This is a genomic window from Neisseria sp. LACPHL-SPEC-2024-00856, assembly GCF_047915665.1.
Taxonomy (GTDB): Bacteria; Pseudomonadota; Gammaproteobacteria; order Burkholderiales; family Neisseriaceae; genus Neisseria; species Neisseria polysaccharea.
In genome coordinates this window covers 96,242-118,723 of the sequence record NZ_JBLRPR010000001.1, presented here as the reverse complement: position 1 = coordinate 118,723, position 22,482 = coordinate 96,242, and the positions used below count along the sequence as shown (strand labels likewise).

The 22,482-nt window shown below is 52.0% G+C and carries 18 protein-coding genes and 2 pseudogenes; 8 read left to right on the top strand and 12 right to left on the bottom strand.

Features of this window, described 5'->3' with window-relative positions; genetic code table 11:
• Positions 1-26 precede the first annotated feature (26 nt).
• Entirely contained in the window at positions 27-230 is a 204-nt protein-coding gene (locus ACNAU7_RS00715; RefSeq protein ID WP_002217533.1) for a cold-shock protein, read from the bottom strand.
• A 244-nt stretch (positions 231-474) separates the two neighbouring features.
• Between ACNAU7_RS00715 and clpS the strand changes: the two genes are divergently transcribed.
• Positions 475-777: an ATP-dependent Clp protease adapter ClpS gene (gene clpS, locus ACNAU7_RS00710; RefSeq protein WP_320747044.1), complete on the top strand. Its 303-nt coding sequence runs from the start codon at positions 475-477 to the stop codon at positions 775-777.
• 1 nt (position 778) lies between these two features.
• Positions 779-3,070 carry an ATP-dependent Clp protease ATP-binding subunit ClpA gene (gene clpA, locus ACNAU7_RS00705; RefSeq protein ID WP_416299786.1) on the top strand — a complete coding sequence of 764 codons (2,292 nt, stop codon included), beginning with the start codon at positions 779-781 and terminating at the stop codon, positions 3,068-3,070.
• 39 nt (positions 3,071-3,109) lie between these two features.
• On the opposite strand, the gene ACNAU7_RS00700 is transcribed toward clpA, so the two are convergent.
• From ACNAU7_RS00700 to adk, 9 genes and pseudogenes are all read right to left on the bottom strand, one after another.
• Entirely contained in the window at positions 3,110-6,208 is a 3,099-nt protein-coding gene (locus ACNAU7_RS00700; RefSeq protein WP_416300234.1) for a type I restriction endonuclease subunit R, read from the bottom strand.
• A gap of 427 nt (positions 6,209-6,635) precedes the next feature.
• Positions 6,636-7,907 carry a restriction endonuclease subunit S gene (locus ACNAU7_RS00695; protein WP_416299784.1) on the bottom strand — a complete coding sequence of 424 codons (1,272 nt, stop codon included), beginning with the start codon at positions 7,905-7,907 and terminating at the stop codon, positions 6,636-6,638.
• A 154-nt stretch (positions 7,908-8,061) separates the two neighbouring features.
• Positions 8,062-8,145: pseudogene (locus ACNAU7_RS00690) on the bottom strand (DNA-damage-inducible D domain protein); the annotation flags it as partial.
• 116 nt (positions 8,146-8,261) lie between these two features.
• Positions 8,262-9,806: a type I restriction-modification system subunit M gene (locus ACNAU7_RS00685; protein ID WP_416299782.1), complete on the bottom strand. Its 1,545-nt coding sequence runs from the start codon at positions 9,804-9,806 to the stop codon at positions 8,262-8,264.
• A 73-nt stretch (positions 9,807-9,879) separates the two neighbouring features.
• Positions 9,880-10,884 (bottom strand): ADP-glyceromanno-heptose 6-epimerase, encoded by a 1,005-nt coding sequence (rfaD, locus tag ACNAU7_RS00680; protein WP_416299780.1) that lies wholly within the window; start codon positions 10,882-10,884, stop codon positions 9,880-9,882.
• A 63-nt stretch (positions 10,885-10,947) separates the two neighbouring features.
• Positions 10,948-11,910 (bottom strand): ADP-heptose synthase, encoded by a 963-nt coding sequence (gene hldA, locus ACNAU7_RS00675; RefSeq protein ID WP_416299778.1) that lies wholly within the window; start codon positions 11,908-11,910, stop codon positions 10,948-10,950.
• 107 nt (positions 11,911-12,017) lie between these two features.
• Positions 12,018-12,407: a DUF2185 domain-containing protein gene (locus tag ACNAU7_RS00670; protein WP_416299776.1), complete on the bottom strand. Its 390-nt coding sequence runs from the start codon at positions 12,405-12,407 to the stop codon at positions 12,018-12,020.
• A 95-nt stretch (positions 12,408-12,502) separates the two neighbouring features.
• Entirely contained in the window at positions 12,503-13,234 is a 732-nt protein-coding gene (gene pyrF, locus ACNAU7_RS00665) for an orotidine-5'-phosphate decarboxylase (RefSeq protein ID WP_416299774.1), read from the bottom strand.
• A 105-nt stretch (positions 13,235-13,339) separates the two neighbouring features.
• Positions 13,340-13,987, bottom strand: a complete 648-nt coding sequence (gene adk / locus ACNAU7_RS00660; protein ID WP_019272635.1) for an adenylate kinase — start codon at positions 13,985-13,987, stop codon at positions 13,340-13,342.
• A 214-nt stretch (positions 13,988-14,201) separates the two neighbouring features.
• On the opposite strand from adk, the gene htpX reads away from it, so the two are divergent.
• Positions 14,202-15,041, top strand: a complete 840-nt coding sequence (gene htpX / locus ACNAU7_RS00655) for a protease HtpX (protein WP_416299772.1) — start codon at positions 14,202-14,204, stop codon at positions 15,039-15,041.
• A gap of 396 nt (positions 15,042-15,437) precedes the next feature.
• On the opposite strand, the gene ACNAU7_RS00650 is transcribed toward htpX, so the two are convergent.
• Both ACNAU7_RS00650 and ACNAU7_RS00645 read right to left on the bottom strand, forming a co-directional pair.
• Positions 15,438-16,736, bottom strand: a complete 1,299-nt coding sequence (locus ACNAU7_RS00650) for an adenylosuccinate synthase (RefSeq protein WP_416299770.1) — start codon at positions 16,734-16,736, stop codon at positions 15,438-15,440.
• Between the two features lie 103 nt (positions 16,737-16,839).
• Positions 16,840-17,991 carry an ATP phosphoribosyltransferase regulatory subunit gene (locus tag ACNAU7_RS00645; protein ID WP_416299768.1) on the bottom strand — a complete coding sequence of 384 codons (1,152 nt, stop codon included), beginning with the start codon at positions 17,989-17,991 and terminating at the stop codon, positions 16,840-16,842.
• A gap of 335 nt (positions 17,992-18,326) precedes the next feature.
• On the opposite strand from ACNAU7_RS00645, the gene norM reads away from it, so the two are divergent.
• From norM to ACNAU7_RS00620, 5 genes and pseudogenes are all read left to right on the top strand, one after another.
• On the top strand, positions 18,327-19,706 hold the full coding sequence (gene norM / locus ACNAU7_RS00640; RefSeq protein ID WP_416299766.1) for a multidrug efflux MATE transporter NorM: 1,380 nt from the start codon (positions 18,327-18,329) through the stop codon (positions 19,704-19,706).
• Between the two features lie 74 nt (positions 19,707-19,780).
• A complete protein-coding gene (gene murB / locus ACNAU7_RS00635) occupies positions 19,781-20,821 on the top strand; it encodes a UDP-N-acetylmuramate dehydrogenase (RefSeq protein ID WP_416299764.1) in 1,041 nt (346 codons plus the stop codon).
• A gap of 11 nt (positions 20,822-20,832) precedes the next feature.
• A complete protein-coding gene (locus ACNAU7_RS00630; RefSeq protein ID WP_416299762.1) occupies positions 20,833-21,483 on the top strand; it encodes a TetR/AcrR family transcriptional regulator in 651 nt (216 codons plus the stop codon).
• 19 nt (positions 21,484-21,502) lie between these two features.
• A pseudogene (locus tag ACNAU7_RS00625) lies at positions 21,503-21,565 on the top strand (transposase); the annotation flags it as partial.
• A 120-nt stretch (positions 21,566-21,685) separates the two neighbouring features.
• Positions 21,686-22,471, top strand: a complete 786-nt coding sequence (locus ACNAU7_RS00620) for an SDR family oxidoreductase (RefSeq protein ID WP_416299760.1) — start codon at positions 21,686-21,688, stop codon at positions 22,469-22,471.
• Positions 22,472-22,482 lie beyond the last annotated feature (11 nt).

The window sequence follows — 22,482 nt, the reverse complement described above, 5'->3', positions numbered from 1 at the left end:
ATATACGGTTTCCCGTACACTCGGGATTAAGCAGCCTGAATGTTAGCGGCTTGTTTGCCTTTAGGGCCGGTGGTTACGTCGAAAGAGACGCGTTGGCCTTCTTTCAGGGTTTTGAAACCTTCCATATTGATTGCGGAGAAGTGAGCGAACAAATCTTCGCCGCCTTCGTCAGGCGTGATGAAACCAAAACCTTTAGCGTCGTTAAACCATTTTACGATACCGGTTGCCATTAGAAACTTCCTATACTTAAAAATTAACAAAATCAGCAAAATAAGGCATACAGCAAACTTAAACGTTCAGCGTTTCTCCCCAGCTTTATATACTTGGTCGAGTGCCGGCTTCTGCTTAACCGTCTTTTTACATTTGTTAAGACAAAACGTCAAGCTATGTTTTCAAAAAAGTGGGAAAATAGGTAAAAGTACCGAAAATACAACAAAAATGCCGTCTGAACGCAGCTTTCAAATGGGACACGCTATGACCGCGCAACACCAATCCGACACGCTCTTGCACCGCCTGAACACCCTGCCGCCGAAACGTTACGGCGTATTTTTATTAAACGACGATTACACCACGATGGAATTTGTTGTTGAAATCCTGACCGAAATCTTTATGCTCGGGCAGGAACAGGCGGTAGCGGTGATGCTCTTGGTTCATCACGAAGGCAAAGGCCTGTGCGGCACTTACACGCGCGATATTGCCCAAACCAAACAGCAACAAGTCATGCAGCGGGCAAAAGCCGAAGGGCATCCGCTGCAATGTATTATCGAGGAGATTTAATATGCTTGCACCCGAATTGGAACAGATTTTGCAGCAGCTTTACCGCGAGGCGCGTAAGGCTCATTATGAATTTATCAGCCTCGAGCATCTGCTTTTGGTACTCATCGAAGAAGATGCCTCCGTGCCGAACGTCTTAAAACTCTGCGGCGCGGATTTGAAAGTGGTGTCCGAACAGCTCGCCGCCAGCGTTGCCGAAAACACCCCCCTGATTCCCGAACACCTTTTAGACACGGTCGAAACCCGGCCCACGCTCGGCTTCCAACGCGTGATGCAACGGGCGATGGTGCATACCCAGTCTGCCGGAAAAGCCGCAGTCGAACCGTTGGACGTTTTGGTCGCGCTGATGAGCGAAACCGACAGCCACGCCGTCTATTTCCTCAAGCTGCAATCGGTTACGCGTTTTGAAGTTTTGCGCTGTATTGCCCACGGCTCTCCCGATGAAGATGAAGACGATGGCAACTATTCTTCAGACGGCATGGACGACAATAATGAGAACCGCACCAAACCGAGCAAAAACCCTTTATCGGCGTACACCGTCAACCTCAACGCCGAAGTCAAAGTCGGCCGTATCGACCCTTTGATTGGTCGCAAACACGAAATGGAACGGCTGGTGCAAATCCTGTGCCGCCGCCGCAAAAACAATCCGCTTTTGGTCGGAGAAGCAGGCGTGGGCAAAACCGCGCTGGCGGAAGGTTTGGCACATCAAATTGTCAACGGCGACATTCCCGACGCGCTCAAAGATGCCGAAGTATACGCGCTGGATATGGGTTCGCTTTTGGCGGGCACAAAATACCGCGGCGATTTTGAAGCGCGGATCAAATCTATATTGAAACAGCTCGAAAAAATCCCGCACGCCATTTTGTTTATCGACGAAATCCATACCATCATCGGCGCGGGCAGCACCAGCGGCGGCACAATGGACGCGTCCAATCTGCTCAAACCCGCGCTGGCGAAAGGCATGCTGCGCTGCATCGGCGCGACCACTTACGACGAATACCGCACCATTTTCGACAAAGACCACGCCTTAAGCCGCCGCTTCCAAAAAATCGACGTGGTCGAACCCACCGTCGCCGAAACCGTGCAAATCCTGCGCGGCTTGAAACCGATGTTTGAAGATTTCCACCAAGTCCGTTATACGCAAGGCGCACTTGAAGCCGCCGCCGAACTCTCCGCCCGCTACATCAACGAGCGTTTCCTGCCCGACAAAGCCATCGACGTGATGGACGAAGCAGGCGCGGCGCAACGGATTCTGCCCAAATCCAAACAGAAAAAAGTCATTGGTAAAGCGCAAATCGAAACCGTCATCGCCAAAGTTGCGCGGATTCCCGAAAAAACCGTGTCACACGAAGACAAACAAGTGCTGCAATTCCTCGGCCGTGATTTGAAAAATATGGTTTACGGTCAGGAAAACGCCATCGACGCGCTGGTTGCCGCCGTCAAAATGTCGCGCTCCGGCCTTGCCCTGCCCGACAAACCGATAGGCAGTTTCCTCTTCTCCGGCCCGACCGGCGTCGGCAAAACCGAAGTCGCCAAACAGCTTGCCTATTCGATGGGCGTACCACTGCAACGCTTCGACATGTCCGAATACATGGAACGCCACGCCGTATCGCGCCTTATCGGTGCGCCGCCGGGCTACGTCGGCTTTGAACAAGGCGGCCTTTTGACCGAAGCCGTCAACAAACAGCCGCATTGCGTATTGCTCTTGGACGAAATCGAAAAAGCCCACCCCGACATTTTCAACGTCCTTTTGCAAGTGATGGACGCGGGCAGGCTGACCGACAACAACGGCAAGAGTGCCGATTTCCGCAACGTCATCCTGATTATGACCACCAACGCAGGCGCAGAAAGCCTCAGCCGCCCCAGCCTCGGCTTTACCGCCAAACGCGAACGCGGCGACGAAATGCAGGCGATCAACAAGCTCTTCACGCCCGAGTTCCGCAACCGCTTGGACGCGATTATCCCGTTTGCACCCCTGTCCGAACCCATTATCGCCAAAGTCGTGGACAAATTCCTGCTCCAGCTCGAGCACCGGCTCCTCGACAAAAAAGTCGAAGCCGAATTCACACCTGCATTGCGCAAATATCTGGCGGAAAAAGGTTTCGACCCGCAAATGGGCGCACGCCCGATGCACCGCCTTATTCAGGAAAAAATCCGCAAACCACTCGCCGACGAACTCCTGTTCGGCAAACTCGCCGAAGGCGGCTTTGTACTGATAGACTGGGATGCAGCAAAAGAAGAAGCCGTGTTGAAGTTTAAAAAAAGCAAGGTCAAAATAAAAACCGCCTCCACATAAAATCAAAAATGCCGTCTGAAAGGTTCAGACGGCATTTTGTCAAATATCGATCCCTATTCCGGCAAACTTCTCCACAAACGCCGCAATCTTTTGAAAAACACTTTGTTTCTTCGTCAGATATTGCGGGTTGAGCGGACTCATTTTCGGCAGGGTTTCGGTCAGTTCCGTGCCGTTTTCGCTGGCATAGCCGCGTTTGAGCGAGCCGGTTAAATAGCGTTTGGCGGCAGTTTCGTTCAGGCCTTCGGCGGCAATCAGCTCTGCTGCTTCGCTCTTCATCACCTCTTGCGCGTAGGTGTAGAAGGTTTCCAGTATGGCGGGAACGTCGGGCACTTTGTCCAAATCCGTATCGTTGATGAAATCCACAATCAGCCCTTCTTTGGCGCGGTGTCCGATACTTGCGCGGATGATGCGGCGGATTTCTTCTACCAGCTCCGCTTTGCCTTTGATTTTTTTGTGATGCTCGAAAACCAGTTGCAGGATGTAATCCAGATTGATTTCCTGCGATTTGAGCAAATCCACCTCAAAAACCACATCGTCCCAATCGATTTTTGACTGTTCTTTCTGTCCGCCTGCTTTTTGGCGGCGCAACCAATCGCGGATGTCGTTGTAGGCGGAGCGGTAGTCCTGCACCGCCCTTTCAGACGGCATCGGCACTTGCCGCATTTCCTGCACGTCTTCATCGCTCAAGTAGTATTTTTCCTGAAACGCCTTCATCGCATCTTCGTCCGCCGCGTCCACACTCTGCAATTCACGCAACGCGGCAAATTCATCGTAGTTCTGCAATACGTTTTCCGCCCGCAGGTATTCACCGAAGAGTTTGGCAAAATCTTTTTTGTCTTTTTCCGTTTCGATTTCGTCGGGATCGGAGAAACGTTGGCGCAATTCTTTTGCCACATCCAAATAACCGCGCCGCACTTCGCCGGTCCGATCATCGGTATAGCCGTTCATGTATTCTTCGTAACTTTTTTCCAGCACCACGTTTTTGGTGTTTTTATCGCCGAAGAGCGTGATCGCATCAATGGTTGCCTGCTCCAAATCGCGGAAGCAGACAATATTGCCGAAGGTTTTGGTGGCATCGTAAATGCGGTTGGTGCGCGAAAACGCCTGCATCAGGCCGTGATAGCGCAGGTTTTTATCGACAAACAGCGTGTTCAGCGTCGGCGCGTCAAAACCCGTCAAAAACATGCCGACCACAATCAGCAAATCCACTTCCTGATTTTTCACCCGTTTTGCCAAATCTCGGTAGTAGTTTTGAAAGGATTTGCTGTCCGTGCCGAAATTGGTTTTGAAACAGGCGTTGTAATCGTTGATGGCAGCCTGCAAAAATTCTTTTGCGCTGCTGTCCATCGCTTCCGGTTCAAAGGTTTCATCGACAATTTCACCGACGGCATTTTGCTCTTCGTTGGCGGCAAAGGAAAAAATAGTGGCCACTTTCAACGGGTGCGGGCTGCCTGCCTGTTGTGTTTTGAACGCTTCGTAATAGCACTTCGCCGCATCCACGCTGCTGACGGCAAACATCGCGTTAAATCCTTTGCCGCCCGCATTCAGCCGGTGCGTTTTCTGCCTGAACTGATTCAGGATATATTGCGTGATTTCGCGGATGCGTTCAGGGTGCAGCAGGGCTTGGCGGTTTTCGGCGGCACTCAGTTTCTTCTCGTCCTGTTCCGCTTCCACGGCTTTGAACTGCGGGCGCACATCGTTGTAATCCACTTTGAATTTCAATACTTTTTCATCGCGGATGGCATCGGTAATCACATAAGAATGCAACTCCCGCCCGAACACGCCCGCCGTGGTTTCCGCGCCCAAAGCGTTTTCGGGAAAAATCGGCGTGCCGGTAAAGCCGAACTGGCAGAATTTCTTAAATTTCTTTTTCAGGTTTTTTTGCGCTTCGCCGAATTGCGAGCGGTGGCATTCGTCGAAAATAAAGACAACCCGCTGATGGTAAACCGGCAGATTATCTTCGCCCTTCATCAGGTTGTTCAGCTTTTGGATGGTGGTAACGATGATTTTGTTGTCGTCTTTTTCCAAATTGCGTTTCAAGCCCGCCGTGCTTTCCGAACCATTCACGCTGTCGGGCGAAAAACGCTGGTATTCCTTCATCGTCTGATAGTCCAAATCCTTCCTGTCCACCACGAAGAAAACCTTGTCGATAAACGCCGATTCCGTCGCCAGACGCGCCGCCTTAAAGCTGGTCAGCGTTTTGCCGCTGCCCGTGGTGTGCCAAACATAGCCGCCGCTTTCCGGCCCGCTCCAATTCTTCGCCTGCGCCGAGCTGTTGATTTTCCACAAAATACGTTCGGCGGCGGCAATCTGGTACGGCCGCATAATCAGCAGCGTATCATTCGCATCGAACACGCTGTAATGCAGCAAAACGCCCAGCAACACGCTTTTCTGCAGGAACGTGGCGGTAAAGTCTTTCAAATCCTTAATCGGATGATTGTCCGACCGCGCCCAATTCATCGTGAAATCGAAGCTGTTTTTGTCGCGCTTGGTGGTGTTGGCGAAATAGCGCGTGTCCGTGCCGTTGGAAATCACGAAGATTTGCAGGAATTTGAACAGCGAATTTTCGCTGTTGAAGCTCTCTTTGCTGTAACGGTGCACCTGATTGAATGCCTCGCGCACCGCCACACCGCGCTTTTTCAATTCAATTTGCACCAGCGGCAGGCCGTTTACCAACACGGTAACATCATAACGGTTTGCATGCGTGCCCGTCTGCTCAAACTGGTTGATAAGCTGCACATGGTTGCGGGCAAGGTTTTTCTTGTCCAGCAGATAAATGTTTTTCAGACGGCCGTCATCAAAAGCGAAATCGTAAATATGGTCGTCGTGGATTTTGCGGGTTTTATCGGTAATGTTTTCAGACGGCCTGTCCAGATATTCCGTCAAAAACCGCGCCCATTCGCCGTCTGAAAACACCATATCGTTCAGCCGCTGCAACTGCGCGCGCAGGTTTTCCAGCAGCCTGCTTTGGCTGTTCAAATCCTTGCGGTATTCGTAACCCTGATTCTGCAAATCGGCGATTAACTCCGCTTCCAACCGGTTTTCCGATTGGTAGCTGCCCGACTGTTCGATTTTTTCATATTGGTCGAGCACGATGAAATTCGGCGTTTCGGCGATGGGTTTGGTTTCAAGGTTCATAGTTCGTCCTTTGCAGGGTCGGGTTTTAAACAGTTTGATGTTCGGATTGGGCTGCCTGAAAATGTGCAGGCTGCTTTGGTCGGCTTCGGCGGAATGCGGGGTGGTTGTGTCCGCCGTAGGGTGGGCTTCAGCCCACCGCCCCGCCTGCCCTTGTTTTGCCGTTGTTTCGGTTTGCCGTTGTTTCGGTGGGCTGAAGCCCACCCTACTTTGTCTGCGACTTCTACCCCACCGATGCCGTCTGAATCATCCCAATCGGGTTTTTCTCTTTGTTTTGAGCATCTATCGCCATATTTTCCGGTTTCCGCACGCTTCGGCGGAATGCGGGTCGGTTGTGTCCGCCGTAGGGTGGGCTTCAGCCCACCGCCCCGCCTGCCGTTGTTTTACTGTTGTTGCAGCTTGCCGTTGTTTCGGTGGGCTGAAGCCCACCCTACCGAAAGGCAAGTAGCTGTTCGCGGTAATATTCGTATTGTTTGCGGCACAGGGCGATTTCGTGCGGCAGGCCTTCGCTGATGGAGTGGGTCAGGGTATCGAATTTGTCGAGGATGGCGATGATTTTTTCTTGTTCGGGGAGTGGAGGGATGGAGATTGGGAAGCGTTTAAAACCATTCATATCCACAGAAGCAAAACTCGATGTTGTCGTATTCTTTTTGCACCATTCACTAAGATTAAAACAATAGTAATAAAGAAAATAAATGCTGAGTTTATCGGCAAATTCAGGCTTTAAAGATAAACTGGTAAATCTTTGGTTGGCTAAGAATGGAACGGTTATTAGTGCATGCTCACCTATGGTTGCAGATGTAGCCATGATAATAGAATTGGCTGGAAATAGCTTACCGCCCTTTACTGCGCTTTTTGATATATGCTGTAATGAATTATCTAAAATACGACCATTTTCCCTAATATCTTCCATTCTAAACCAAGGGATTGAGCCATTTTCCCAATATTCTTTATTTGATTTGGAAGGGGTATAGCCATTCTTCAAGTCAAACACCTCCCCCAACGTCTTCCAAACCACATCTTTCAGACGGCATTGATAGCCATCAGCTATCCCCCCCACGATTTGATTGTCAAAATCTAAAAGAAAGTCGCGGTAATACCGGTATTGGCGTTTGCGCAGGGCTAATTCTGCTTCCAGCGTAGCTTCCAGCTCAGTGAATTTGTCAAGTATTTTTACAATTTTTTGTTGGGTTTCCAGGGGTGGGATGGGGATTTTGATTTTTGCCATATCGGTTGCGGAAACATCAATAACCTTTGTTCCTTTTACAAATTTTCTTTTTGCCTTATCAAAAATTTCTGTTTGAGTGAAATAGACAAAGAATTTGCCGACAATTTCTTTGCTTGGTTTAAAAATAGTTGCGTGTCCGCCTGTAACGGCTTGCTCTTCTCCCAAATATAAAAGGGCTTTTCCTACGTCTTCTATATTTTCACTAGTGTTGGTAATTACCACATCACCTTTATCTACTTTCTTCAGTTTTTCCGCCAATTCCGGTGAAACGAAAGAAAGAGTCTTATCCGTCTGATTGCCATAATAGGTGTAAATTTGTCCGTAATGAATCGCCGGTACGCCACTTTCGGTAAAATCTTTTTTCTGCAAACCGTTACCACGAACCAATAGGCCAACCTCCCCCAACGGCTTCCACTCCACCGGTGCCGTCTGAATCATCTCAATCAATTTTTTCGCTTTGCTTTGCATATCCATAGTTGTTTTCCGTTTCTTTCCCGTTCCGGCGGGATGTAGGGCGGTTGTGTCCGCCGTAGGGTGGGCTTCAGCCCGCCAATCCGCCTGCTGTTTTGCCGTTGTTTTGCCGTTGTTTTGCCGTTGTCTCGGTGGGCTGAAGCCCACCCTACTTTGTCTGCAAGGTGTGCGTCGACCAATATTCATTGCCTGTTGCGTCGATGTGTTTGGCGTTTTCAAAAGCATTGTTTTCTGTTGTCATGTATTTTTCCCCGAAAATTTCTTGATTTGAACTTGTAAGGATTGCTTACAGGTTGCCGCCCGTATTTTCAGACGGCCTCTTTCCCATTCAGTTGTTGCAAAATATGCAACAACTGCCTATGCCTCAATCTCTGCAATCACTTCGTCAATTTCGCGCCGCAGCCGTTCGATTTTGGCGACGGTTTCGCCGATTTCGGCGTTAAGCTGTTTGATGTCGATAATTTCGCGTGTGTCTTCGGGTTCAACGTAGCTGCTGACGGCGAGGTTGTAGCCGTTGTCTTTGACGGTTTGCTGGGCGGCGTTTTGGGCGATATGCGGCACATCGGCTTTGTCGGCGAAGAGTTTGACGATTTCGGCAATGTGTTCTTCGGTTAAGACGTTGTTGTTGGTTTCTTTCTTAAAGAAGCCGCTTGCGTCGATGAATTGGATGTCGGTATTGTCTTTATGTTTGGACAAAACCAGGATATTGACGGCAATGCCGGTGCCGTAAAAGAGATTGGGTGCAAGGGCGATCACGGTTTCCACGTAGTTGCCCTCCACCAGATATTGGCGGATTTTCTGCTCTGTCCCGCCACGATAGAAAATGCCGGGGAATGAGACGATGGCGGCGCGACCTCTGCCGGAAAGGTAGTTCAGTGCGTGCAGGATGAAGGCAAAATCGGCTTTGGATTTCGGGGCGAGTACGCCTGCGGGGGCAAAGCGGTCGTCGTTGATTAAGGTGGGGTCGTCGCTGCCTATCCAGTTGATGGAATAAGGCGGATTGGAAACGATGGCATCAAAGGGTTTGCTGTCTTTGAGCTTGGGCTTGGTCAGCGTGTCGCCCAATTCGATGTGGAATTTGTTGTAATTGACGTTGTGCAGAAACATGTTCATGCGGGCGAGGTTGTAGGTGGTGTGGTTGATTTCCTGCCCGAAGAAGCCTTCTTCGATGATGTGCTCGTCAAACTGTTTTTTCGCCTGTAAGAGCAGGCTGCCCGAGCCGCAAGCTGGGTCGTAGATTTTGTTGACTTTCTCCTGCCCGTGCACCGCCAGCCGCGCAATCAGCTTGGAGACGCTTTGCGGGGTGAAAAATTCGCCGCCGGATTTGCCTGCGTTGGCAGCGTAGTTGGAAATCAGGTATTCGTAGGCATCGCCGAAAAGGTCGATGTGGTGGTTTTCAAAATTGCCGAAATCGAGTTCCGCCACGCCTTTGAGGACGGCGGCAAGGCGTTTGTTCTTGTCGGCAACAGTGCTGCCGAGCCGGCTGCTGGTGGTGTCGAAGTCGTCAAACAGGCCTTTGATGTCCTGTTCGGACGGATAGCCGGAGGCGGAGCTTTCAATCGCGGTAAAAATTTCTTTCAGCTTGGTGTTGAGCTCTTCGTTTTGATGGGCTTCGGCGGCAATATTGCAAAAAAGCTGGCCGGGGTAGATGAAATAACCTTTGACTTTGATGGCATCGTCTTTGATTTCGGGCGTGATGATGCTGTCCGGCATAGCGGCGTAATCAATGCTGCTGTCGCCTGCCTGCATATAGTCGGTAAAGTTTTCGCTGATAAAGCGGTAGAAAAGTGTGCCGAGAACATATTGTTTAAAGTCCCAGCCATCCACCGCGCCGCGTACTTCGTCGGCGATTTTCCAGATTTGGCGGTGCAGTTGGGCGCGTTGTTGCATTTCGGTCATCATCGAAATCCATATAAAAGTTAAACAAATCAAAATCGCCTGATATTTTCAGACGATTTTTTTACGGGCATTCAAATTAAGCCAAATTTTCCAGCATCCATTTGACGTAGCGGTCGACACCTGCTTTGACATCGAAAAATTCTTCCGTATAACCTGCCTCGCGCAATTTGGTGATGTCGGCTTGGGTGAAGCTTTGGTATTTGCCTTTGAGCGCGTCGGGAAATGGGATGTAGCGGATAAATTCTTCTTCTACCAACTCTTTTAAACTCATTTCAGGTTTGCCTTCGGCGGCGCGGCAGGCGTTGACGGTGGCAGCGGCGAGTTCGTTAAACTGTTGGCTGCGGCCGGTGCCGAGGTTGTAGATGCCGGAAAGTTCGGGATGGTCGAAGAAGTAAAGGTTGACTTTAGCGACGTCTTCGACGCTGACGAAGTCGCGGGTTTGTTCGCCGTTGCCGTAGCCGTCGTTGCTGCCGAACAGGTTGACGTAACCGTGTTCGCGGTATTGGTGGAAATGGTGGAAGGCGACGGATGCCATACGACCTTTGTGTTGTTCGTGTTGTCCGTAAACGTTAAAGTAGCGGAAGCCGACGACTTGGGCGGTGAGACCTTCTTTCATGCGGCGACGCAATACTTGGTCAAACAGGAATTTGGAGTAGCCGTATACATTGAGCGGTTTTTCGAGTTCGCGCTCTTCGCGGAAGATTTCGCCTTTGCCGTAAACCGCCGCACTGGAGGCATAAAGGAAGGGGATGCATTCGTCCTGACACCAGTCCAGCAAATCCAGCGTGTACTGGTAGTTGTTGTCCATCATATACAAACCGTCGTGGTTCATGGTGTCGGAACACGCGCCTTGATGGAAAACGGCTTCGATGTTTTGATAAGGTAAAATGTGTTCCCTCACTTGGCGGATGAATTCGTGTTTATCGAGATAATGGGCGATTTCGCACTCGGCAAGGTTTTTGAATTTTTCGCCTTTGCTCAAATTATCGACGGCAACAATGTCGGTAATACCGCGTTGATTAAGTGCTTTGACGATGTTGCTGCCGATAAAGCCAGCCGCGCCTGTTACGATGATGGTCATATTGGGTTTCCTTTGTTTTGAGGGTTTCAGACGGCATTGGATGGTCATGCCGTCTGAAAAGATTTATTGCCCGTCCAGTGCTTCAACCAACTCTGCAAACGAGCAAACCGCCGTACCAAGTTTCGCCACGACAACCCCAGCCGCAGTATTGGCAAGGTGCATGGCTTCAGGCATGGTATAACCAGCAGCCAAACCCAAGCCCACTCCGGCAATGACGGTATCGCCTGCACCGGATACATCATAGACTTCTTGGGCGCGGGTGGGCTGGTAAATCGGTTCGCCTTCGCTGAACAAGGTCATGCCTTCTTCGCTCCGGGTCAGTAAAACGGCGGTCAGGTCGAGGTGGCGGCGCAGGTTTTGCGCTTTTTCGGTCAGCTCGCTTTCGTTTTTCCAACTGCCGACCACTTCTTTCAATTCGGCGCGGTTGGGCGTAATCAGGGTTGCGCCGGCGTATTTTTCGTAATCGTCGCCTTTGGGGTCGATTAATACGGTTTTGCCCGCGTGTTTCGCCCAATCGATCATATCGGAGATGTACGACAGACCGCCTTTGCCGTAGTCTGAAAAAATAATTGCGTCGTATTCGGGCAAGATTTCGCGGTATTTCCGCTTGATTTGTTCCAACACTTCGCGGTTGGGATGTTCTTCAAAATCAAGGCGGATAAGCTGCTGGTTGCGGGCGACGACGCGCAGTTTGACGGTGGTGGCGATTTGTTTGTCGCGCATCAGATAGGAGGCGACGCCGTCCTGCACCATCAACGCGTCAAGCGCGTCGGCGGCTTCGTCGTTGCCGGTTACGGACAACAGCCCTGCTTTGCCGCCCAACGAAGCGATGTTGCGCGCAACGTTCGCCGCTCCGCCCGCGCGTTGGTCGATTCGTCCGATTTTTGCCACCGGCACAGGTGCTTCGGGCGAAATACGGGATACGTCGCCAAACCAATAGCGGTCGAGCATCACGTCGCCGACAACCAAGACTTTGGCTTGCGCGAAACGGGATTTTAGGGTTTCTTGTTGAAACTTGGCAGGCATCTTATGCACTCCAAAATAAGTTATTTTTTTTGTGTGAAAACTTCACTGTATTCTCAGTAATTATCTGGCAAATTTACTGATTAATAATAAAATCCGGCTTTTTATTATTATTCAAAATCAAAAGGAGACCAATCGGTAACAGGTGAAAAGCAATCCTCTCCTTCTTTTTTCTCAAAAACGCTACCTATATCCGCCCAAAACAGCTCCCCAACATCTGCTTGATAATGAGTGAGCCGTGTCAAACTATGAAAGGAGAAGTTATCAGGGTTATTCGAGTATTCATCATCTTCTGTTCCAGAAAATACTCGCCATCCGCTATCAAATGGTAAATCCCCTTGATGTTCCCGATACATAAATTTAATAGGAAGCCCCTCTTCGACAATTTTATGCGACACAATCGCATACCATCCGACAGGGGTATCCTTTACAAGCAAATCATCTTCCGGAAATGCATCATAATCAAAAATATTGCTCACATCTGAACCACATTGAGACATCGGATAAATTCCTTTCTAAGCTGAAATTTTCCGGCTATTGATCTATCGTATCAAAGTAAGGTAGTTTCTTTGAACAGCATCAAAATTGTTGATGCTTAAGCGTTTGCCACGCGGTTCACTTCGCGCAATACGGCGACCGGATCGGCGGCTTGGGTTACAGGGCGGCCCATTACCAAATAGGTTGAACCTGCCGCCAAGGCTTCGGCCGGTGTCATAATGCGGCGTTGGTCGTCGTTGTTGCCGGCAACGTCCAAGCGGATGCCGGGCGTGACCAAGACAAAATCCTGTCCCAATTCGCGGCGCAGCGGCGCGGCTTCTTGGGCGGAACAGACGACTCCGTCCAAGCCCGAACTTTGCGCCAGTTTCGCCAAGCGGATGACTTGTTCTTCGGGAGCGATGTTCAAACCGATTTCCGCCAAATCGCTTTGTTCCATACTGGTCAACACGGTTACGCCGATTAAGAGCGGCTTCGTGCCGTATCCGGCAACGGCTTCGGCTGCGGCTTCCATCATACGGCGGCCGCCCGATGCGTGCATATCGACCATCCACACGCCCATGCCGGCGGCGACTTTGCAGGCTTGCGCGACGGTGTGGGGAATGTCGTGGTATTTCAAATCGAGAAAGAGTTTGAAACCCTGATGAATCAGGCTTTCCGCCAAACTGCGCCCCGTCGCGGTAAACAGCTCTTTGCCGATTTTGATTTGGCACAACGCCGGATCAAGATTGCGGACAAATCCGAGCGTGTCTTTTTCGTTGGCAAAATCGAGGGCGACGATGACCGGGGTGCGTTGTTGCTGGGTTTGGAAGTCGGAGATTAAGGGGTTCATAAGATGCCTGCGGATAAACGGTTACAACTTCGATTTTAACAGCTTTCATACACAAAATGCCGTCTGAAAATATTTTTTCAGACGGCATTTCCTACTCGGCAAAACTTATTTGCCCAAGCCCTTCAATACTTCGGCTTTCACGGCTTCTACTGCTTGGGTACCGTCGACTTTGATGTATTTCGGCGCGTGTTCGCCTTCCAGCTTGCTGTAAAAATCAACCAGCACTTCGGTTTGCTCGTGGTAAACGGCAAGGCGTTTTTTCACGGTTTCTTCTTTGTCGTCGTCGCGCTGAATCAAATCTTCGCCGGTTACATCGTCTTTGCCTTCGACCTTGGGCGGATTGTAGGTAACGTGGTAAGTACGGCCGGAAGCCAAATGCACGCGGCGGCCGCTCATACGATCGACAATCACGCTGTCAGGCACATCGATTTCAACAACCGCGTCCAAATCCACGCCTGCTTCAACCATCGCTTCGGCCTGTGCCAGCGTGCGTGGGAAACCGTCAAACAAGAAACCGTTTTTGCAATCGTCTTGGGCAATGCGCTCTTTAACCATGCCGATAATGATGTCGTCGCGCACCAAACCGCCTTCATCGATGATTTTTTTCGCTTCCAAACCCAAGGGCGTGCCAGCCTTAATCGCGGCGCGGAGCATATCGCCGGTAGAGATTTGCGGAATGCCGAACGCGGCGGTGATGAATTGCGCCTGAGTGCCTTTGCCCGCGCCCGGTGCGCCTAAAAGTAATGCTTTCATGAAGTGATCCTTTTAAATGTGTTTATTGGAATCAAACAGATGGTTTGCGATTCTACACGGCTTGGCACAATAGTTCAAAAACCAACTGCACAAACTGCCATTTGCAAACAAATGTTTTGCATACCTTTGCCGAGCTTAATATTCACAAGGCTGCAACTTTTTGGGACAATTCCCAAAATTTCAAAACATCACACCCTACCAAAAAGGAACATCCGTGAAACGCATTTTTCTGTTTTTGGCTACCAATATCGCTATTTTGGTCGTAATCAGTATTGTTTTGGCGGTTCTGGGCATCAACAGCCGGGGCGGCACGGGCAGCCTGTTGGCGTATTCCGCCGTCGTCGGTTTTACCGGCTCCATTATCTCTTTGCTGATGTCCAAATTTATCGCCAAACAATCGGTCGGCGCGGAAGTTATCGACACGCCGCACACCGAAGAAGAAGCCTGGCTTTTGAACACTGTCGAAGCCCAAGCGCGGCAATGGAACCTGAAAACGCCCGAAGTCGCCATCTACCACTCCCCCGAACCCAATGCCTTTGCCACGGGCGCATCGAGAAACAGCTCCCTGATCGCCGTCAGCACCGGTTTGCTCGACCATATGACGCGCGACGAAGTGGAAGCCGTATTGGCGCACGAAATGGCGCACGTCGGCAACGGCGATATGGTTACGCTGACGCTGATTCAAGGCGTGGTCAATACCTTTGTCGTGTTCCTGTCGCGCATTATTGCCAACCTGATTGCCCGAAACAACGACGGCAGCCAGTCGCAGGGAACTTACTTCCTGGTCAGCGTGGTGTTCCAAATCCTGTTCGGCTTCCTTGCCAGCTTAATTGTCATGTGGTTCAGCCGCCAGCGCGAATACCGCGCCGATGCGGGGGCGGCAAAACTGGTCGGCGCGCCGAAAATGATTTCCGCCCTGCAAAGGCTTAAAGGCAATCCTGTCGACCTGCCTGAAGAAATGAACGCAATGGGCATCGCCGGAGATACGCGCGACTCCCTGCTCAGCACCCACCCTTCGCTGGACAACCGCATCGCCCGCCTCAAATCGCTCTGAGCCGATTTGAAACAACAAAAAACCGTACGCACAAGCAGTACGGTTTTTTTCATAGTAAACCGATGCCGTCTGAAAACATCGGGTTCGCCATATCGGCATAAACCGCGTCCATTTCCGCACCGGATACGCCGCATTGATATACCCCGACAAACCGTGTCCGGACAGAAAATATAGTGGATTAACAAAAACCAGTACGACGTTGCCTCACCTTGGCTCAAAGAGAACAATTCTCTAAGGTGCTGAAGCACCAAGTAAATCGGTTCCGTACTATTTGTACTGCCTGCGACTTCGTCGCCTTGTCCTGATTTTTGTTAATCCACTATATCAGATAAAACAGCGGTAAAAATGCCGTCTGAAACCAATTAGGGCTTCAGACGGCATTTTTACTGCAAAACCTTATGCGAACGGATGATGCAGCACAATCGTTTCTTCGCGGTCGGGGCCGGTGGAGACGATAGCTACCGGCGCACCGCACACTTCTTCGATACGTTTCAAATATGCTTTGGCATTGGCAGGTAATGCGTCGTAGCTTTTCACGCCGAAAGTGGATTCGCTCCAACCGGGCATGGTTTCGTAAATTGGCTTGCAGGCTTCTACCGCATCGGAACCGCAAGGCAGAATGTCAGTTTTGCTGCCGTCGGGCAATTCGTAGCCGACACAGATATTGATGTTCTCAATACCGTCCATCACGTCCAGCTTGGTGATGCACATACCGGAAATACCGTTGACTTGGATGGAGCGTTTCAGGGCGGCGGCATCAAACCATCCGCAGCGGCGTGCGCGACCGGTTACGGAACCGAATTCGTGTCCGCGTTCTGCCAAACCTGCGCCTACTTCGTCAAACAATTCGGTCGGGAACGGGCCTGAACCGACGCGCGTGGTATAGGCTTTGACGATGCCCAAAACATAATCCAGCATTTGAGGGCCTACGCCTGCGCCTGCGGAAGCGGCTCCCGCCAGGCAGTTGGAAGAGGTAACGAAGGGGTAAGTGCCGTAGTCGATGTCCAACAGCGTGCCTTGCGCACCTTCAAACAGCAGTTTTTCGCCGTTTTTGTTTTTCTCGTTCAACACGCGGGATACGTCGGTAATCATCGGCGTAATGCGCGGCGCGACTTTTTCGATAACCGCCATCACGTCTTCCGCTTTCACCGGCTCGGCATTGTGCAGATGTTGCAATTGAACGTTGTAATAAGCGAGGATGGTATCCAGTTTTTCACGCAATTTTTCAGGATGCAGCAAATCGACGGCGCGGATGGCGCGGCGTGCCACTTTGTCTTCGTAGGTAGGGCCGATGCCGCGGCCGGTCGTGCCGATTTTGCCTTTGCCGCGCGATGCTTCGCGGGCTTGGTCGAGCGCGATGTGGTAAGGCAGGATCAGCGGACAGGTCGGCGCGATTTTCAGACGGCCTTCGACGTTTTTCACGCCTGCCGCGTTCAACTCGTCGATTTCGCCCAACAGGGCTTCGGGGGAAACGACAACGCCCGAACCGATGAAGCAGTCCAGACTTTCATGCAGGATGCCGCTCGGAATCAGGCGCAAAATGGTTTTTTTGCCGCCGACAACCAAGGTATGTCCCGCATTGTGGCCGCCTTGGAAGCGCACCACGCCGCCGGCTTCTTCCGCCAGCCAGTCAACGATTTTACCTTTACCCTCGTCGCCCCACTGTGCGCCGATTACTACAACATTTTTAGCCATAGCCATATAACCTATCGATATTAAAAATTATTGCGGAAATCCCCAAACCGGTGCGGCTTTGCGCCACGCCTCGATTTGCCTTTCATCCGCCATGAACGGGTATTTAGCGTTTCACGACCTGCCAAACGCCGTCAGTCTTTTTCAGACGGCCTGCAAGCTCTTCCGAAACATTGTGTCCGATACCGTAGTCAATCACGACACACTGCCCTTGTTCACGCAAGGCCTCGACCGCTTCGCGCGCCGCTTCGGCATCTTCCGCATCGACCAACACGGCGGGCTGCCGTTCGATGGCGGGCAAACGCCCGATAAAGCTGCGCAAGTCGAAACTGAATCCCGTTGCCGGGCGCGCACGGCCGAAATATCCGCCCAATCCGTCATAACGCCCGCCGCGCGCGACCGCGTCGTGGAAATCGGCGGCATAGGCGGCATACAGCAAGCCCGTGTGGTAATTGTCGACACGCAGCTCGGACAAGTCGATATGGATTTCATTATCGGGAAATGCGTCGCATACCGCCTGCAATTCGTCCAACGCGCCGCCGACCGCCGACAAATCCGGCAACCGTCCGCGAGCGTCGGACAACACTTCACGCCTGCCGTACAGGCGCGGCAGCAGCGAGAATGCTTTTGCCCACATACCGTCCAGCTTCCAAGCCTTGACCTGCGCTTCGACCGCCCCGGTATCTTTATCCTGCATCAAGGCAAGCAGCGTTGCGGACTGCCCCGCATCCAAATGCGCCGCATCGGACAAGGCGCGGAATATGCCGATATGCCCCAGCGAAAGCAGCACTTTGCCCATATCGGCAATTTTCATGCTTTTCAGCATCAGGTCTATCAGCTCGATGTCGCCACGGATGTCGGCAAAACCGTACATTTCCGCCCCTGCCTGCAAGGGTTCGCGCATATTCAGCAGACCGTCGGACTGCGCGTGCAACACCGGACCGGCATAACACAACCGGTTAATCCCTTGGTTGGCGGATAAAAGATGGGCATCGATACGCGCCACCTGCGGCGTGATGTCGGCGCGTATGCCCAACTGCCTGCCGCTGAGCCTGTCCGTTACCAAAATGGTTTTCAGGGAAAGCCCCGCATCGATATGCGTCAGCAGGGAATGTGCGTACTCCATCAGCGGAGGCTGTACCAGTTCATAACCGTGTACGCGGAACAGTGCCAACAACTGCTCGCGCGCGCTTTCAAGCTGCCGCGCGTTCGTGGGCAGTACGTCGGCGATATGTTCCGGAAGCTGCCATGTCTGCATGAGAATCTGCCTTCTATTTTATCCTGTAAACACAAAAGGCTGCCCGATCCGCAATCAGACGGCATCTTTGCCGCAACGCATCACGCCGCTGTCAAAACGGCGATGCTTCCTTCCGATTCAGAATCCGAACAGCCCCTGTCCGACGGCTCAATGCCGTCAAGTCGTTAAAACCAAACTTTACCATAAAATACACACAATCTGAATATACTTTTATACCCTGTATCCGCCGTCTGACGGCACGGCATTTTTTTACGATATAATGTGCGCCATTATTTCTCATCACTCCCCGCTGCCGTTTTTTTGTTTCAGACGGCATTTTTGTTGATTGAACACTTATGCTGCTCGACCTCAACCGCTTTTCCTTTCCCGTCTTCCTGAAAGAAATCCGCCTGCTGACCGCCCTTGCCCTGCCCATGTTGTTGGCACAGATTGCGCAGGTGGGCATCGGTTTTGTCGATACCGTGATGGCGGGCGGTGCGGGTAAGGAAGATTTGGCGGCGGTGGCTTTGGGCAGCAGCGCGTTTGCCACGGTTTATATTACCTTTATGGGCATTATGGCGGCACTGAACCCGATGATTGCCCAGCTTTACGGCGCGGGTAAAACCGGTGAAGTGGGCGAAACGGGGCGGCAGGGGATTTGGTTCGGGCTGATCTTGGGGATTTTCGGCATGGTCTTGATGTGGGCGGCGATTACGCCGTTCCGCAACTGGCTGACCTTGAGCGATTATGTGGAAGGCACGATGGCGCAGTATATGTTGTTCACCAGCTTGGCGATGCCGGCGGCAATGGTACACCGCGCGCTGCACGCCTACGCTTCCAGCCTGAACCGCCCGCGCCTGATTATGTTGGTCAGCTTCGCGGCGTTTGTGTTGAACGTGCCGCTGAACTATATTTTCGTTTACGGCAAATTCGGTATGCCCGCTTTGGGCGGCGCGGGCTGCGGGTTGGCGACGATGGCGGTGTTTTGGTTCAGCGCGCTGGCATTGTGGATTTATATCGCCAAGGAAAAATTCTTCCGCCCGTTCGGACTGACGGCGAAATTCGGCAAACCGGATTGGGCGGTGTTCAAACAGATTTGGAAAATCGGCGCGCCCATCGGACTGTCTTATTTTTTGGAAGCCAGCGCGTTTTCGTTTATCGTGTTCTTGATCGCGCCTTTCGGCGAGGATTATGTGGCGGCGCAGCAAGTCGGCATCAGTTTGTCGGGGATTCTCTATATGATTCCGCAAAGCGTCGGCTCGGCGGGGACGGTGCGCATCGGTTTTTCATTAGGACGGCGCGAATTTTCGCGGGCGCGTTATATTTCGGGTGTGTCGCTGGTGTTGGGTTGGATGCTCGCCGTGATTACCGTGCTTTCTTTGGTATTATTCCGTTCGCCGCTGGTAAGTATGTACAACAATGATCCAGCGGTTTTAAGCATCGCCGCCACCGTCCTACTGTTCGCCGGCTTGTTCCAACCGGCAGACTTCACCCAATGCATCGCGTCCTACGCCCTACGCGGCTACAAAGTCACCAAGGTACCGATGTTCATCCACGCCGCCGCCTTCTGGGGTTGCGGCCTGCTGCCGGGCTACCTGCTCGCCTACCGTTTCGATATGGGCATTTACGGCTTCTGGACGGCATTGATCGCCTCGCTCACCATCGCCGCCGTCGCCTTGGTGTGGTGCTTGGAATTGTGCAGCAGGGAGATGGTCAGATCGCATAAGGTCGTCTGAAAACTCCGCCGATTAAAATATGAAACTATGGGCTGAAGCCCGCCACTGACAATACCCTTTTAAAGTTTAAACCCATGCAACCCATCCAATACCAAACCGATCTCACCCCCTACAACACTTTCGGTCTTCGCGCCCAAGCCCAAGCCTTTATCGCGCTTGAACACGCCGATGAATTGCACGACATCGTCCGACTGCCCGAGTTCGACCGCGATACCGTTTTATGGCTCGGCGGCGGCAGCAATATCCTTTTGATGCAGGATTACGCCGGACTGGTCGTACACATGGAAAACAAAGGCATACGCGAGATTGCGCGTTCAGACGGCATGGTTCTGATTGAAGCGCAGGCGGGCGAAATTTGGCACGATTTCGTGTTGCACACCGTCGCGCTGGGTTTGAGCGGTTTGGAAAACCTGAGCCTGATTCCGGGTACGGTCGGCGCGTCGCCCGTGCAGAACATCGGCGCATACGGCGTAGAGGCGAAAGATGCGATTCACAGCGTGCGCTGTTTCGATTTGGATACGGAAACCTTTGTAACCCTTTCCAATACCGACTGCCGCTTCGCCTACCGCGAAAGCCTGTTCAAGCAGGAAGGCAAAGGGCGTTATGTGATTGTTTCGGTCATATTTGCATTAAAAACGCATTTTGTGCCGAACTTGGGCTACGGCGATTTGGCGGCGAAGGTTGCCGAATTGAGTGCAGGCAGGGAGGCGACGGCAAAAGACGTTTCCGATGCGGTATCCGCCATTCGCAACAGCAAATTACCTGACCCGAAAGTTTTGGGCAATGTCGGCAGTTTTTTTAAAAACCCCGTCGTCAGCGCGGAAAAAGCCGCCACCCTGTTGCAGCAGCATCCCGATATGCCGCGCTATCCGCAGCCCGACGGTTCGGTCAAACTCGCCGCTGGCTGGCTGATTGACCAATGCCGTCTGAAAGGCTTCCAAATCGGCGGCGCGGCGGTACACGACCGACAGGCTTTGGTTTTAGTGAACAAAAACAACGCCTCGGCAAACGACGTTCGGCAACTGGCGCAACACATCAAATTTACAGTATTTGCTCGGTTTCAGGTAGAATTGCACGCCGAACCCAATTGGCTGCCCGCTTCGTTCAGCCTGTGAATCCAAGGAGTATGCCCGTGACCCGCACCGCCAAAATCAACACTTACACACGCATCATCGATGCCGGCCTCGCCTTGTTCAACGAGGAAGGCGAGCGCAACATCAGCACCAACCATATCGCGGCGCATTTGGGCATCAGTCCGGGCAATCTTTATTACCACTTCCGCAACAAAGACGAAATCATCGTCCAACTGTTCAAACGTTACAGCGAAGCCCTGCTTGCCTACTTGAATGAAGCCGTGCTGCCGTCCGATGTGGAAGACTCCATCAATTATATGGCGGGCATTTACGACGTGATGTGGGAATACCGATTCCTGTTCAGCGACGTGAACACCCTGCTTGCGCGCAGTGCCGAATTGTTGGGCGAACACAATACCTTCACCCAAGCCAAAGTCTCCCCGCTCTTGGTCAAGCTGCTTACCCAGCTCAACGGCCTGAACATCATCCAAGCCGACCAAACCGCCATGAACGACCTCGCCGTCAATATGTGGATGATCACGAAATACTGGTTCGACTTCGACAGCTCCCTGCGCGGTCGTACCAAGCTGACCGAAGACTCCAAAGCACGCGGCATCCGCCGCACCTTAAGCCTCCTGCGTCCCTACCTCTTGCCGGAACATCGCGAGGAATACGACCAGAAAATCGGCGGTGCGCATTCATAATTTCCATGCCGTCTGAGCCTATAGTGGATTAACTTTAAATCAGGACAAAGCGACGAAGCCGCAGACAGTACAAATAGTACGAAATCGATTCACTTGGTGCTTCAGCACCTTAGAGAATCGTTCTCTTTGAGCCAAGGCGAAGCAACGCCGTACTGGTTTAAAGTTAATCCACCATATTTTCAGACGGCATTCATCTATAAACATGATACATACACCTCCTTCCACCTCCCCCGACGCATCTATCTTAGGCTTAGGCTACCTCGGCCGTCCTTTGGCGCAGAAACTTTACGAACACGGCAGCCGCGTTGCCGCCGTCAAACGCAGCCTGACTTCGGACGATATCAATCTGCCCATACACCTCGATACCTTCGACCTCGGCAACACCGATGCCTTTCAGACGGCATTGTGGCGGCACCACGCCGACAAACCCGTTTGGTTCTTCATGCTGCCGCCCTCCTCGCTGACGCATTACGCCGACACCGTCAAACAATGGGCAGAACTTGTCCGAGCGTGCAACGTGCAACACCTGATTTTCACGAGCAGCACCAGCGTTTACGGCGATAAAGTGCGCGAATGCGACGAAACCGCCCTACCCGATCCGCAAACCGAGTCTGCCCGCCAAATCCTCGCCGCCGAACAACACCTGCTCGACAGCGGCATCTCCAACATCGACATCCTGCGGCTGGGCGGGCTTTATTGCGCCGAACGCCATCCCGTCAGCCGCCTTGCTCAAAAGCAAAACATCCAAGGCGGCAACCGGCCTGTCAATATCATCCACCGCGATATCGCCGTCGAAACCCTGTTTCAGACGGCATTAAAACCCAACGGCAAAAGACTGAAAAACATTATTGAACCGCGCCACCCGACACGACGCGAATTTTATACGGAAGAAGCTGCCAAACTCGGCCTGCCCGCGCCAGATTTCACACCCGACGACAGCGTGGGCAAAATCATCATTACCGTTTGCGATAACGGCTTAAGCCTGTAAAATAACCGGCA